The following is a 14128-nucleotide window of genomic DNA, read 5'->3' on the forward strand; positions in this document are numbered from 1 at the left end:
CAGCACCACCGACCGTGGAGTAACGATGAACCATCCCGCCGGCGTCACGCCGTCGCCGGATCCCGCGCCCGCCGGCGGGGCGGCGATCTCCATCAAGGGCGTCGGGAAGGAGTACACGACCGACGCCGGGCGGGTCCGCGCACTGCTGCCCACCGACCTGGAGATCAAGCCCCGGGAGTTCGTCGTCCTGCTGGGACCGTCGGGCTGCGGCAAGACCACCCTGCTGCGCATGCTGGGCGGCCTGATCACCCCGACCGAGGGCTCGATCACGATCGGCGACAAGACGCTGTTCGCCGAAGGCGACGCCAACCCGTCGCAGGAGGCGCTGGGCTCGCTCGGGTTCGTCTTCCAGCAGGCCACGCTCATGCCGTGGCGCAAGATCTGGAAGAACATCGCGCTGCCCCTTGAGGTGAAGCGGGTCAAGAAGAAGGAACGCCGGGAGCGGGCCGAGGCGCTCGCTGAGACGGTCGGCCTGTCCGACTTCCTGGAGCACTACCCTCGCGCGCTGTCCGGCGGCATGCAGCAGCGCGTCGCCATCGCCCGGGCGCTGATCCACCGGCCGTCCATCCTGCTGATGGACGAGCCGTTCGGCGCGCTCGACGCGATGACGCGCGACCAGATGAACGCCATGCTGCAGCAGCTCTGGATGGACACCGGCAAGACGGTCGTCCTGGTCACGCACTCGATCTCCGAGGCGGTGTTCCTCGCCGACCGGGTCGTGCTGCTCTCGCAGCGCCCCGGCCGCATCCAGGACATCGTGGACATCGACTTCGAGCGTCCCCGGGGCCTGGACATCTCCAAGGATCCCCGGTTCGGCCAGATCGTGCAGCGCCTGCGCGCCCAGCTCGGCGAGGTGTCATGAGCGAGCCGACCGGCGCGACCTCGGCCCTGGCCGGGTTCGCGGCCGGCCTGCGTTACGACGACCTGCCCGAGGAGGTCGTGGCCAAGGCGCAGGTCCTGCTGCTGGACTTCTTCGGGGTCGCCCTCGCGGGCAGCCGCGTGCCGGAGATCGCGGCCATCACCGGCCTGGTCCGCTCGCGCGGCGGACGGCCGGAGGCCACGGTGCTCGGCACCGACTTCGCCACCTCCGTGCCCGACGCCGCCTACCTCAACGGCTGCGCCTCCGACGTGCTGGAGCACCAGGACGGCTACCGGTTCGGCGGGTTCCACCCGTCCCACGCGCTGCCGGCGCTGCTCGCGGTGGCCGAGTCCACCGGCGCGAGCCTGCGCGACCTGGTCGTGGCGGCCGTGGCCGCCTACGAGGTGGCCGACCGGATCGGCCGGGTCCTGCACCCCGGCGCCACCGCCAAGGGCTGGTTCCCGGTGGCGGCCGGCTACGGGGCGGCGGCCGGCTGCGCCAAGCTCCTCGGGCTGGACGCGGCGGGCATCGCCTCGGCGATGGGCGCGGCGGGATACTTCGTGCCCGCCGTGATGATCGAGCAGATCTTCACCGGGCACACCGTCAAGCCCGCGTTCGCCGGGCAGATCGCCAGGTCCGGGGTGGAGGGCGCGCTGCACGCCCACGCCGGGCTGAGCGGCTGGCCGGAGGTGCTGGAACATCCGAAGGGCATGATCGCGCTGTTCGGCGGCGCGGCGGGCGACCCGCGGCTGACCGACGGGCTCGGCACCGAGTGGACCATCCTGGAGGTGCACCAGAAGCGCTTCGCCGGCTGCCGCCACACGCACGGCGCCGCCCAGGCGTGCGTGGACCTCGCCACCGAGCACGACCTGGACCCGGCCGAGGTCGCCGACATCGACGTGGAGACGTACGACGTGGCGCGGATCCTGGTCGAGCGTTCGGTGACGCCGGCCGAGTCGGCGATCCCCTGCACGCTGAGCCTGCCGTACGTCGCCGCGGTCGCCGTCGTGGACCGCGACGTCTCCGGCGCCCAGTACGCGCCCGGCAAGCTGGCCGACCCGCTGGTGCACCAGGTGGCGTCCCGGGTGCGGATCCGGGTGTCCGACGAGATGAACGCCCTGTACCCCGAGTTCACCGCGACCCGGGTGATCGTCACCACGCGCGCGGGCGAGCGGTACGAGAGCTTCGTCGACCTGCCGGCCGGCGACCGGCGCGCCCCGCTGAGCAGGGAGGAACTGCTCGGCAAGTTCCGCGGGTACGCGCGTCCCGTGACCGGCGAACGGGCGGCGGACCAGGCGGCCGACCTGGTGCTCTCGCCGCCGGGCGGCTCCGCCGTACGGGAGCTGACCGCCCTGCTGACGGCCTGACCGCCGGCACGCCCCCCGCGAGAAGCCGACCGCGAGAAGCCGACCGCGAGACCACCGCGAGACCACGGGAGAGAAACCTTGCTCAGTCCTGACAGTCCCCAGCACGTCATCACGCCCGAGGAGTTCACCGCCGAGGCGTTCGCCCCTTACGGCGAGGTGATGTCGCTGGACGCCACTCCCAAGCTGCCGATCAACTTCTACTCGGGCGCCAACGCCGTGCACGGGCCGGTCCGGCTCGACTCCGACACCCCGCCGGAGTTCCTGGTGTTCCGGGTCGGCCTGCGCGGTGACAACCTGCGCTACCTGGAGCGGCACGTCGAGATGACCCAGACGATGATCCCGCTGGGCGGCCGGCCGTACGTCGCCGTGGTGGCGCCGCCGCAGGTGCCGCTGGACAACGGATTCCCGGTGCTCGACGAGATCAAGGCGTTCGTCATCCCCGGCGACGTGTCCATCAACCTGTACCGGGGCACCTGGCACGAGCCGCCGTTCCCCTCGGTCGACGGACAGCTCTTCCTCATCACCAGCCACGAGCGGCTGACCCGGGGACTGCAGTGCAAGGTGGACGAGAACGGCGAGCTCGACCAGCTCGACGTGGAGAAGCGCAGCCCGTTCCACCGCACCGGCCAGCGCGTGCGAGTCCGGCTGCCATGACCGTGACGACCAGTGGCGAGGCCGGCGTCCGGGCCATCGGCTCGCCGGTGCGCAAGGCCGACGGGCCCGCCCTGCTCACCGGGCGCGGCCGGTTCATCGACGACTACAGCCTGCCCGGGACGCGGCACGCCGTCGTGGTGCGCAGTGAGCAGGCGCACGCCCGGATCGTGGACGTCGACGTGCGCGCCGCCGCGGCGAGCCCCGGCGTGGTGCTGGTGCTCACCGGCGAGGAGGCCGCCGCGCACGCGGGGCCGATCCCGCACTTCATCGAGCCGGCCGCGCGCGGCGGACGGCACGCCGACGTGCGCTGCCTGGCCACCGGCAAGGTCGTCTACGCCGGCGAGCCGGTCGCCGCCGTGGTCGCGGGCACGCGCCGCGAGGCCGAGGCCGCCGCGGCGCTGGTCAGGGTGGAGTACGAGCGGCTGCCGCACGTGCTGGACGCCGACGCGGCGCTGGAGCAGGACGCGCCCCGGCTGTACGAGGAGTGGCCGGACAACGTCATCCTGCACAACCACTATGGCACCGGCGACGTCGACGCCGCCCTGGCCGGGGCCGACCTGGTCGTCTCCGACACGATCCGGATCTCCCGCACCACGACGGCCCCGATCGAGCCGCGCGGCTACCTGGCCTCCTGGGACGACCTGGACGGCACGCTGACGGTGTACGGGTCGCTGCAGAACCCGCACCAGCTCCGCTGGATGCTGGCCACGACCCTCGGCCTGGACGAGACGGCGATCCGGGTGATCACCGCGCGGGTCGGCGGCAGCTTCGGGCTGAAGATGCAGGGGCACCCGGAGGAGACCCTGGTCTGCCTGCTCAGCAAGCTGACCGGCGCGCCGGTGAAGTGGATCGAGGACCGCCGCGAGTGCTTCATGGCGGGGGCCCGGGAGCAGGTGCACCGGTTCACGATCGGCGCCATGCGCGACGGCCGGATCGTGGCCGTCCGCGACCGCATCGTGGCCAACACGGGCGCGGTGTCGGCGCAGGCCGGCTGGGCGATGCCGAACATGTCCGCCACGACGCTCGCGTCCGGCTACACCGTGCCCAACGTGCGGGCCGAGCTGCACGTCGTGGTGACCAACAAGCCGCCGCTGAACGCGGCCCGCGGCTTCGGCAAGGACTCGGCGCACTTCGTCATGGAGCGGATGGTCGACCTGGTGGCCCGCGGCCTCGGCGCCGACCCGGCGGAGGTGCGGCGGAAGAACTTCATCCCGCCGGACCGGTTCCCCTACCGGACCGCGACCGGGCTGAACATCGACAGCGGCGACTACCCCGGGCTGCTCGACAAGGCGCTGCGGGCGCTCGACTACGACGCCCTGCGCGCGCGGCAGGCCGAGCTCCGCGCGGCCGGACGGCACCTCGGCATCGGGCTGGCCTTCGAGCTGACCCCCGAGTCGGCCGACGGGCCCGGCTCCTTCGTCTCGGGGTTCGACGTCACGACGGTGCGGATGACCATGACCGGCGGCGTGACCGTCTACACCGGCGTCACCTCGCCGGGCGGCGGCAACGACACCGGGATCGCGCAGATCGTCTCCGACGAGCTCGGCGTGCCGCTGAGCTGGATCACCGTGGTCCAGGGCGACACCGAGCGGTGCCCGAGCGGGTTCGGCAACTTCAGCGGGCGCAGCATGGTGGTCGGCGGCGGGTCGGCGGCGCTGGCCGCCCGCGACGTGCGCGCCAAGCTGGCCGTCGTCGGCGCGCGGATGCTCGACGTGCCGGTGGACCAGGTGGAGGTCGCGGACGGGCGAGTCCGGGCGACCGCCGACGGCCGGTCCGTGCCGGTGCCGGAGGTGGCCGCCGCCGTGCTGACGCGGGCGTTCGCCGTCGCGAACGACGTCGAACCGGTCCTGGAGGCCACCCGCGCCTACAAGCCGGGCAACATCGACCACGTCCCGGACGAGCGCGGCCGGATCCAGCCGTACCCGACCTACTCCAACTGCCTGCACGCCGCCGTGGTCGAGGTGGACCCGGAGACCGGGGTGACGAGGCTCGTGGACTTCGTGATGGCGCACGACTGCGGCGTCATCATCAACCCGGCGCTGGTGGAGGGGCAGGCCCACGGGGCGATCGTGATGGGCCTCGGCGCTGCGCTCTCCGAGCGGCTCACCTACGACGCCGACGGCCGGCTCACCAGCGACCGGTTCAAGACCTACCTGATGCCCCGGGCGGGCGACCTGCCCACCATCCGCCTGGAACACCAGGTCACTCCCAGCCCCTTCACCATGTACGGCAACAAGGGCGCGGGCGAGGCGGGCGTGGGCGGCGCGCAGGCCGCCGTGGCCAACGCCGTCGAGGACGCGCTCGCGCCCTTCGGCGTCACGGTGCGCGAGGTGCCGCTGTCCCCGCCGGCCGTGCTCGCTCTGATCGACGAGGCGCGCACCCGATGATCACGAAGAACTTCGCCTACCACGCCCCCGCCGATCTGGACGGGGTCGTCACCGCCCTGTCCGCGGCGTCCGGCACCACCGTGGTGCTGGGCGGGGGCACCATGCTCGTGCCCGACATGACGCACGGCAAGACCGTGGCCGACGTGGTCGTGGACCTGTCGCGGGCCGGGCTGTCCGGGATCACGCTCGACGGCGGCGGCGGCCCGCACGACGGACCCGTGGCCGACGACGGCGTGGCCGACGGTCGTGTGGCCGATGGCGGCGTGGTCGTGGTCGGCGCCACGACCACCTACGCGCACGTCCTGTCCGACCCCCGCAGCCGGACGCTGGCCCCGCTGCTGCGCCGCGTGGCGGGCGGCGTGACCGGCGGCCCGCAGATCCGCAACAAGGGCACGATCGGCGGCTCGGCCTGCTACGCCAACCCGTCGTCCGAGGTGCCGGCCGCCCTGGTCGCCCTGGGCGCGCGGCTGCGGCTGGCGTCGGCCGGAGGCACCCGCGAGGTCGCCGCCGGCGACTTCTTCACCGGCGCCTTCGCGACCGCCCGCCGTCCCGGCGAGGTGCTCGCGGCCATCGCGCTGCCGGTGCCCACCGGCCCGCGTCCGGGCTACACGAAGCTGAAGCTCAACGAGAGCAGCTGGCCGATCGCCACCGCCGCCTGCGTGCCGGGGCCGGACGGCGCCCTGCGCGTGGCGCTCGGCGCGGTGGCCGCGACGCCGCTGCTCGTCACGCTCGACCCGCCGGAGGCCGGGGTCGCCGACCCCGCCTGGCGGGCGCACGTACGCGAGGTCGTCGACGCGGCTCTCGCCGAGCCGTGGAGCGACGTCCTCGCCGACGGCGAGTACCGCAGGCGGGTCGCCCCCGTGGTGGCCGTGCGAGCCGTCGCCGACGCGCTGCAGCAAGCCGAAGGAGAGTCGTGAACAGGATTCGCCTGGTCGTCAACGGCCGGGAACGCGAGATCGAGGTCGAGGCGTGCAAGCTCCTGGTGCACGCGGTGCGGGAGGACGTGGGCCTGACCGGGACCCACGTGGGCTGCCTGACCGGTGACTGCGGCGCGTGCACGGTCCTGGTCGACGGCGCGTCGGTCAAGTCCTGCTCGGTGCTGGCCGTGCAGGCCGACGGCGCCGAGATCACCACCATCGAGGGCGTGGCCGGCGACGACGAGTTGCACCCCGTCCAGCGGGCGTTCTGGGACGAGTTCGGGTTCCAGTGCGGCTACTGCCTGCCGGGCATGCTGCTGACGGCGCGCGAGCTGCTCGACCGGACGCCCGACCCCGACGACGACGCTATCGTCCAGGCGATCAACGGAAACCTGTGCCGCTGCACCGGATACGGCAGCATCCTGCGCTCGATCCGCTGCGCGGCCACCCGGATGGCCGCGTCCGGCGAGCCGGCGGAGGAGGCGTCATGAGCGGCGGCACCGGCGCGGCCGTGGCGGTGGTCGAGGACTTCCTCGCGGCCCTCGGCCGGGGCGACCGCGACGCCGCGGCCCGGCACCTCGCCGACGGCGCGGTCATGATCTTCCCCGGCGGGCGGCGCCACACCACCCTGGACGAGCTCGCGGCGGCCTCGGCGGTCCGCTACCGGCACGTCGACAAGCACCGCGAGGAGTACGAGGCGTTCACCGATGAGGCCGGCGACGTGGTCGTCTGGTCCATGGGAACGCTGTTCGGCGAGAACAACGCCGGTGTCCGCTACGACGGCGTCCGCTACGTCGACCGCTTCCGGCTGCGCGACGGCGAGATCGTCGAGCAGCGCGTCTGGAACGACCTGGCGCAGAGCGGCGTGCTCGACGCCCGCGCGGAGACCGAGATCGAGCCCCAGTGGCGCCCCCGCGCCTGTTGCGGAGAGCCGGCTCCGCCCAGCTGACCCCCAGCCTGACGACCCCTGTACGAGACCCCCATCAAGGAGACTTCCATGGCCCGCAAACTGGTGCTGCTCACCTACAACCTCAAGCCCGGCACCGACCTGGCGGAGTACGAGGACTACACCCGCAACGTCGACTACCGCGCCTTCCGCCAGAACCCCCGGATCCAGGACTACGCGAACTTCGTGATCAGCCGGAACGTCCGCGGCGAGGAGTGGTTCAAGCACTTCGACCTGATGTACGTCGACGACCACGACGCCTACCACGCCGACGGGAAGCTGCACTACGGCGACCCCGTCATCCTGAACCACGCGGCCGAGTGGCGCGACAGGTGGGCCAAGGACGACGCGAGCGGCTGGCGCGGCCAGGTCAACATCTCCTACGCGGACGAGATCTGGGGCTGAGACCCTTCACGAGCAGTCGGTAGGACCTCGCAGTGGTAACCGGAGCCGGCGGCGGAGCCGTCGAACCCCCCGCTATCCCTTCCGCGTCCGAGGAGCCCGGCGAGGCGGGATCGGCGCGGCGCGCGGTCACGCTGGCCGTCCTGCTCGGCATGACGTACATGTATCCCGCCTACCTGGCGGGGACCCTCGGCGTCGCCATCCGGCTCGACCTGGGCCTGGACAGTGCGGCGCTGGGCCTGACCATCAGCCTGTTCTACGCGGTCAGCGCGGTCGCCATGTCGTTCGGCGGCCGCATCGCGGACCGGATGGGCCCGCGCCGCGCCCTGCGCCTCGCGGCCGCGATGACGGGCGCCTCGCTGGTCGGGGTCGCGGTGTTCGGCGGCTCCTGGGCCGGGCTGCTGGTGTCGCTGGCGGTGGGTGGCGTCGGCTCGGCCGTGGGCGGGCCGATCGGCGCGCTGCTGATCGTCCGCAACGTGGGCCTGGCCCGGCGGCCCATGGCGTTCGGCGTCGAGCGCGCCTCACTGCCGGCGTCCACGCTGCTGGCCAGCCTGGCGCTGCCGCTGCTCGCCACGATCATGCACTGGCGGCTGGTGTTCCTCGTCGGGACCGTGGCGGTGGTCGTGCTCATGACGCTGCGCGTCCCCGACGCGTCGTCCCTGGCGAGGGCGGGCGGCGTTCCGGAGCCCCGGGTGCCGCTCACACCGCTGCGGCCGTTGCTGATGATCACCGGGGCCTTCTTCCTGTGCTCGGCCGCGGCCAACGCGCTGAGCGGCTTCTTCGTCGACTACGGCGTCACGGTCGGGCTCAGCCAGAGCGCGGCGGGGACGGCGCTGGCCGCGGGCAGCGCGGTGATCATCGCCGTCCGGCTGGGGCTGGGGCTAGGCCGACGCCGTCGCCACGGCAGGCTGACCGTCGCGGCACTGATGGCGGTGGGAGCCTGCGGCTTCCTGCTGCTCGCCTCCGGCGACCGGATGCTGGGCCTGCTCGGCATGCTGATCGCGGGCGGCGCCGGCTGGGGCTGGACCGGGGTGATCGCCCTGGTCATCGCCGAGGCCTATCCGGCGGGTCCCGGCGCGGCGTCGGGGCTGATGCAGGCCGGCGGCTCAGCCGGGGGCATCGTGGGGCCGCTCGCCGTCGGCGCCGCGGCGCAGTACTCCTCCTACTCCCTTGGCTGGGGGCTGGCCGCGCTGTTCGTCGCGCTGGCCTCCGTCCTGGTCCTCCTCAATCGTGCGGCATGGAAGGAAATCCGATGAACGCGAGAGGCGCCTTCACGGCCTCCGCCGAACCGCCCGCGGCCTGCGACGTGCTGGTCCTCGGCAGCGGCGCGGCGGGTCTGGTCGCCGCCTGCCGGGCCGCCGACGCGGGCCACCACGTCGTGCTCGTCGAGCGGGCCCGGTCGCTGGGCGGCTCGACGGCCGTCTCGGGCGGGGTGATCTGGGTGCCGGGCAACCACCTGATGGCGGCGGCCGGCTTCCCGGACACGCGGGAGGACGCCGTGGCGTACCTGACCGCGGTGACGCGCGGCGCGGTGCCGCACGAACGGATCGAGTGGTTCCTGCGCACCGCCCCCGAGGCCGTGCGCTACCTGTGCGACGAGACCGAGGTGGGCCTGGCCGCGCTCGGGCGGCCCGACTACCGGGCGGACGCGCCGGGGGCGGTGGCGGGCGGGCGCGCGCTGGACAACCTGCCGTTCGACGCCCGCGCCCGTCCCGGCCTCGACGAGCTGCTCAGGACGCCCACGTACCTGCCGTCGATCACCATGGTCGAGCGGGAGCACGGGCACGGCCTGGATCTCGGCGCGCTCTCCCGGCAGCGCGCCGAGCAGGGCATCAGGACCATGGGAGGCGCGCTCGCCGGAGCGCTCGCCCTGTCCGCGCACGACCGCGGGGTCACCTTCGTCACCGGCGCCCGGGCGACGGCCATGGACCGCGCCGGCCAGGCCTGGGACGTCAGCGTGGCGTCCGGCGGCGGCGTCCGGCGGGTCCGCGCGCGGCGCGCGGTCGTGCTGGCCAGCGGCGGCTTCGAGTGGAACGCCGAGTTGCAGCGCGCCTTCCTGCCCGCGCCGCTGCTGCCTATCGGCGCGCCCGGCAACGCGGGCGACGGCCTGCTCATGGCGCTGCGGGCGGGCGCGGGGGTGCGTGACATGACCGCCTCGTGGGGCGTTCCCGCGTTCCAGGATCCGGACGCCCGCTACGACGGCCGGCCCACCGGCCGGTTGGCGAACGTCGAGCTGACCCGTCCCGGGTCGGTGATGGTGAACGCCGCCGGTCGCCGGTTCGTTAACGAGGCGCACAGCTACCACGACCTGACCAAGGTGTTCAGGGAGGTGGACCCGGCCACCGGCGTGCCCCGGCACTCCCCCGCCTGGCTCGTCTACGACAGCGGTTACGGCGAGCGCTACCCCGTCGCGGGAGCGCCGCCGGGGACGACGCCCGCGTGGGCGGTGACCCGGCCCACGCTGCGGGAGCTGGCCGGCGCCTGCGGGATCGACGCCGACGGCCTGGCCGCGACGGTGAAGGAGTTCAACGCCGATGCGGCCGAGGGCACGGACCGGCAGTTCGCGCGGGGCTCGTCGGTGGCGGACCGCCACCTGGGCGACCCGGCGGTCGAGCCCAACCCGTGCCTGGCGCCGATCGGCCGGCCGCCGTTCACGGCGGTGCCCGTGCACGCGGCGACCCTCGGCACGTGCGGGGGTGTGGTGACCGACCACGACGGCCGGGTGCTGTCCACCTCCGGGGAGCCGGTGGCGGGCCTGTTCGCCGCGGGCAACGTCGCGGCGACGCCGTTCGGCGACTGCTACCCCGGCGGGGGGACGTCGCTGGCGGCCGCGGTGGTGCGCGCGTACGCCATCGGCCCGGCGCTCGCCGGCTGAGCGCCGGCCGGTGCCTTCAGGTGGCGCCCGGTGAACGGTGCGTTGACCTGGCAAGAAGCAATGAACTAACCTCTGAGCGGACCAGCGTTCGCTATAGCGGAACATGGAGCTAAGGTGGAAGACGGGCCGCTGACGGGACTGAGGGTGCTGGACGCGTCCACCATCCTCGCCGGACCCCTGTGCTGCCAGATCCTCGGCGACCAGGGCGCCGAAGTCATCAAGATCGAACACCCGGTCAACGGGGATGGCATGCGAGGGCACGGACCGTCCAAGGACGGGGTGCCACTCTGGTGGAAGGAGATCTCCCGCAACAAGCGGGCGCTCGGGGTGAGCCTGTCGGCTCCCGAGGGCGCCGACATCCTCCTGCGGCTGGCCGTGACGGCCGACGTGCTGGTGGAGAACTTCCGGCCCGGCACGCTCGAACGCTGGGGCCTCGGACCGGAGGCGCTGCACGAGGCCAACCCCCGGCTGGTCATCGTCCGCATCACCGGCTTCGGCCAGCGGGGACCGTACGCGGCCCGCGCCGGGTTCGGCACGCTGGCCGAGGCGATGAGCGGGTTCGCCCACCTCACGGGTGAGGCCGGCGGCCCGCCGACCCTGCCGGCGTTCGGCCTGGCCGACAGCATCTGCGGCATCGCCGCGTCGTCGGCGACGATGATGGCGCTGTGGGCCCGGCAGCGGACCGGGCGGGGCGAGGTCGTCGACCTGAGCCTGATCGAGCCCATCATGGCCGCCGTCGGGCCGGGGCCCACGGTCTACGACCAGCTCGGCGTCGTCGGCCGGCGGCAGGGCAACCGGTCGTCCAACAACGCCCCGCGCAACACGTACCTCTGCAAGGACGGCGGCTGGGTCGCGGTGTCGACCAGCGCACAGCGCATCGCCGAACGGGTCCTGACGCTGGTGGGCCACCCCGAGGTCATCGACGAGCCGTGGTTCGCCTCCGGCCGCGAGCGGGCGGAGCACGCCGACCTGCTCGACTCCTACGTGGGGTCGTGGATCGCGGAGCGCACCCGCGATGAGGTGATGGCGGAGTTCGAACGGGTGGGCGCGGCCGTCGCGCCCGTCTACAGCGCCCGCGACCTCGTCGAGGACCCGCACGTGCGGGCCACCGGCATGCTCACGCACGTCGAGGACGAGGACCTCGGGCCCGTCCTCATGCACAACGTGATGTGGCGGATGACGGGCGCCCCCGGCCGCATCCGCTTCACCGGGCGGCCGCTCGGCGCCGACACCGACGGGATCCTCCTGGACGAACTCGGCTTCGACGCCGAGACGGTGGAGGATCTGCGCACCAGGCGGGTGATCGCATGACAGGCGTCGGCATCACCGGCGTTCGGACCAGTGACGAAGGACGAGAAGCGTTGAGCCCAGAAGAGTCGAGCCCAGAAGAGTCGAGCCCAGAAGCGTTGAGCCGAGAAGCGTTGAGCCGAGAAGAGTCGAGCGCAGAAGAGGCGCATGCGACCACCACGACCGGCCTGCTGCTGCGGGCGGTCCAGGACGGGATCCGGATCTACGACCTGGGACGGCCCCTGACCATCGGGATGCCCCAATCGCCCAACCACCCCGCCTTCTGGCACGCGCTGCCGCGCCGTCACGGCGACATGGTCCGGGCCGACGGCGGCTCGGCCGCCAACGACGTCATCACGATGGGCACCCACGTCGGCACGCACATCGACGCCTTCTCCCACGTGTCGCAGGACGGCAGGCTGATCGACGGCTCCGACGCCGTGGAGGCGAGCCGGGGCGGCAGGTTCGCCGCCCTCGGGGCCCACACCATCGCCCCGATGCTCCGCCGGGGCGTGCTGCTCGACGTGCCGGCCGCCCTCGGCACGCCGGAGGGCTGCGCGCCCGGCTACGAGATCACCCCCGACGACCTGGCGGCGACCGCCGAGCGGCAGGGCACGCCCATCGGCGCCGGCGACGTGGTCCTCATCCGCAGCGGCTGGGGACGCCTGTTCGGCGACCGCGACGCCTACACGGGCCTGGAGTCGGGTGTGCCCGGCGTCGGCGAGGCCGGCGCGACCTGGCTGGCCGACCACGAGCCGCACGCGGTCGGCGCCGACACCATCGCCTTCGAGTGTCTCAAGCCGGGCGGCGGCCACAGCCTGCTGCCGGCCCACCGTGTCCTGCTCGTCGAGCGGGGCGTCTACATCATCGAGACGATGGTGCTCGACGAGCTGGCCGCCGACGGCGTGCACGAGTTCGCCTTCGTGCTCTCCCCGCTGCCCATCTTCGGCGCGACCGGGTCCCCCGTGCGTCCCCTGGCGGTGGTCGGCCGTGGCTGAGACTCCGGCCCTCGCGGGCGAACTGTCCCGGTTCGCGGCCGGGACGCTGACCGGGCCGCTGCCGGACGCGGTGACCGAGAGCGTGCGCCGCCGGATCCTCGACGTGCTGGGGCTCTGCGTCGCCGCCTACCGGCTGCCGACCAGCGCCGCCGCCGCCGGTTACGTGGCCGACCAGGGCGGCGCGCCGCAGGCCAGCGCCGTCGGGGTGGCCGACCGCCTGCCCGCCCCGCAGGCCGCCTTCGCCAACGGGGTGCTCGCCCACTCGCTCGACTACGACGACACCCACCTGCCGTCGGTGCTCCATCCGAGCGCGGCGGTCGTGCCGGCCGCGCTCGCCGCCGCCGAGTCCTCCGGGGCCTCGGGAGCCGACACGGTCGCCGCGGTGGCCGCCGGGCTGGAGGTCGCCGTACGGCTCGGCATGGCCGGCTACGACAGCGAGCTCGGCAACTCGGTCTTCTTCGAGCACGGCCAGCACGCGACGTCCATCTGCGGCGCGATGGGCGGCGCGGTGGCGGCCGCGCTGCTGATGGGGCTCGGCGCGGACGGTGTCGGGCACGCGCTGGGGATCACCGCGTCCTTCGCGTCCGGCATCATCGAGGCCAACCGCACCGGCGGCACGGTCAAGCGGCTGCACTGCGGCTGGGCCGCGCAGTCGGCCGTCACCGCCGCGGAGCTGACCCGGCGTGGCTTCACCGGCCCGCCCACCGTCCTGGAGGGCCGCTTCGGCTTCTTCGAGGCGTTCCTGCGCGGCGAGACCGACCTGGACCAGGTGCTCACCGGGCTGGGCGAGGAGTGGGCGGTCCCCGGGATCTTCTTCAAGCCCTACCCGGCCAACCACTTCACCCACACGGCCGTCGACGCCGGCATCGCGCTCCGGGAGCGGGGCGTCCCGCTCGACCGGATCGAGCACATCGAGCTGCGCGTGCCGTCGGCGGTGATCCGCACCATCGGCCAGCCGCTCGACCAGAAGCGGGCCCCGGAGACGGGCTACCAGGCGCAGTTCAGCGGGCCGTACGCGGTGGTCGCCGGGCTGGTCGGCGGGTCCGGGCTCGGCGTGGGCCTCGACGACTACACCGACGAGCTGGCCCGCGACCCGGCCCGCCGGGCGTTGATGGCCCTGGTCGACGTCGTCCCCGACGAGCGCTGCGACGCCATCTTCCCGCACCAGTTCCCCGCGGTGGTCCGGGTGCGCACCGACGACGGCCGCGAGTGGACCGAGGAGGCGCTGGCCAACCGGGGCGGCCCGGCCCGGCCGCTGTCCGACGCCGAGCTCGCGCGCAAGTTCCGCGAGAACGTGGCCGGCCGGCTGCCGGAGGAGTCCGCCCGGACCGTACGCGACCTCGTCATGCGGCTCGACCACCTCACCGGCGTGGCCGAGGTCATGCGCCCGCTCACCCGGCTGACCGAGACCCCGCCTTCCGCCCTCTGAGCCTTCA

At 73.7% G+C, this 14128-nt stretch carries 13 protein-coding genes; all 13 read left to right on the plus strand.

The window, feature by feature from the left end; translation table 11 throughout:
• Positions 1–25 precede the first annotated feature (25 nt).
• On the plus strand, positions 26–862 hold the full coding sequence (locus tag AC5L3X_RS26510; protein WP_494860442.1) for an ABC transporter ATP-binding protein: 837 nt from the start codon (positions 26–28) through the stop codon (positions 860–862).
• Positions 859–2226 (plus strand): MmgE/PrpD family protein, encoded by a 1368-nt coding sequence (locus AC5L3X_RS26515; RefSeq protein ID WP_494860444.1) that lies wholly within the window; start codon positions 859–861, stop codon positions 2224–2226. The genes AC5L3X_RS26510 and AC5L3X_RS26515 overlap by 4 nt, the downstream gene beginning before the upstream one ends.
• 78 nt (positions 2227–2304) lie before the next feature.
• Positions 2305–2880 carry an ureidoglycolate lyase gene (locus AC5L3X_RS26520; protein ID WP_494860446.1) on the plus strand — a complete coding sequence of 192 codons (576 nt, stop codon included), beginning with the start codon at positions 2305–2307 and terminating at the stop codon, positions 2878–2880.
• Positions 2877–5267: a xanthine dehydrogenase family protein molybdopterin-binding subunit gene (locus tag AC5L3X_RS26525; RefSeq protein ID WP_494860448.1), complete on the plus strand. Its 2391-nt coding sequence runs from the start codon at positions 2877–2879 to the stop codon at positions 5265–5267. The genes AC5L3X_RS26520 and AC5L3X_RS26525 overlap by 4 nt, the downstream gene beginning before the upstream one ends.
• A complete protein-coding gene (locus AC5L3X_RS26530; RefSeq protein WP_494860450.1) occupies positions 5264–6184 on the plus strand; it encodes an FAD binding domain-containing protein in 921 nt (306 codons plus the stop codon). The genes AC5L3X_RS26525 and AC5L3X_RS26530 overlap by 4 nt, the downstream gene beginning before the upstream one ends.
• Positions 6181–6675: a (2Fe-2S)-binding protein gene (locus tag AC5L3X_RS26535; RefSeq protein ID WP_494860452.1), complete on the plus strand. Its 495-nt coding sequence runs from the start codon at positions 6181–6183 to the stop codon at positions 6673–6675. The genes AC5L3X_RS26530 and AC5L3X_RS26535 overlap by 4 nt, the downstream gene beginning before the upstream one ends.
• On the plus strand, positions 6672–7133 hold the full coding sequence (locus AC5L3X_RS26540; protein WP_494860453.1) for a nuclear transport factor 2 family protein: 462 nt from the start codon (positions 6672–6674) through the stop codon (positions 7131–7133). Before AC5L3X_RS26535 ends, AC5L3X_RS26540 begins: the two co-directional genes overlap by 4 nt.
• 48 nt (positions 7134–7181) lie before the next feature.
• Positions 7182–7535 carry a RedY/HapK family protein gene (locus AC5L3X_RS26545; protein WP_189125634.1) on the plus strand — a complete coding sequence of 118 codons (354 nt, stop codon included), beginning with the start codon at positions 7182–7184 and terminating at the stop codon, positions 7533–7535.
• Positions 7536–7567: 32 nt separating this feature from the next.
• A complete protein-coding gene (locus AC5L3X_RS26550; RefSeq protein ID WP_494860455.1) occupies positions 7568–8788 on the plus strand; it encodes an MFS transporter in 1221 nt (406 codons plus the stop codon).
• Positions 8785–10407, plus strand: a complete 1623-nt coding sequence (locus AC5L3X_RS26555) for an FAD-dependent oxidoreductase (RefSeq protein WP_494860457.1) — start codon at positions 8785–8787, stop codon at positions 10405–10407. The genes AC5L3X_RS26550 and AC5L3X_RS26555 overlap by 4 nt, the downstream gene beginning before the upstream one ends.
• A gap of 114 nt (positions 10408–10521) precedes the next feature.
• On the plus strand, positions 10522–11718 hold the full coding sequence (locus AC5L3X_RS26560; protein WP_189125637.1) for a CaiB/BaiF CoA transferase family protein: 1197 nt from the start codon (positions 10522–10524) through the stop codon (positions 11716–11718).
• Between the two features lie 110 nt (positions 11719–11828).
• Positions 11829–12692 carry a cyclase family protein gene (locus AC5L3X_RS26565; RefSeq protein WP_225263376.1) on the plus strand — a complete coding sequence of 288 codons (864 nt, stop codon included), beginning with the start codon at positions 11829–11831 and terminating at the stop codon, positions 12690–12692.
• Positions 12685–14121, plus strand: coding sequence for an MmgE/PrpD family protein (locus AC5L3X_RS26570; protein WP_494860459.1), 1437 nt, complete (start codon positions 12685–12687; stop codon positions 14119–14121). Before AC5L3X_RS26565 ends, AC5L3X_RS26570 begins: the two co-directional genes overlap by 8 nt.
• Positions 14122–14128: the final 7 nt, after the last annotated feature.

This window comes from Nonomuraea sp. CX421 (genome assembly GCF_059358955.1).

Coding starts and splice junctions, on each gene's coding strand:
- AC5L3X_RS26515 (WP_494860444.1), top strand. CDS start 859: ATGAGCGAGCCGACCGGCGCGACCTCGGCCCTGGCCGGGTTCGCGGCC.
- AC5L3X_RS26540 (WP_494860453.1), top strand. CDS start 6,672: ATGAGCGGCGGCACCGGCGCGGCCGTGGCGGTGGTCGAGGACTTCCTC.
- AC5L3X_RS26555 (WP_494860457.1), top strand. CDS start 8,785: ATGAACGCGAGAGGCGCCTTCACGGCCTCCGCCGAACCGCCCGCGGCC.
- AC5L3X_RS26530 (WP_494860450.1), top strand. CDS start 5,264: ATGATCACGAAGAACTTCGCCTACCACGCCCCCGCCGATCTGGACGGG.
- AC5L3X_RS26510 (WP_494860442.1), top strand. CDS start 26: ATGAACCATCCCGCCGGCGTCACGCCGTCGCCGGATCCCGCGCCCGCC.
- AC5L3X_RS26525 (WP_494860448.1), top strand. CDS start 2,877: ATGACCGTGACGACCAGTGGCGAGGCCGGCGTCCGGGCCATCGGCTCG.
- AC5L3X_RS26545 (WP_189125634.1), top strand. CDS start 7,182: ATGGCCCGCAAACTGGTGCTGCTCACCTACAACCTCAAGCCCGGCACC.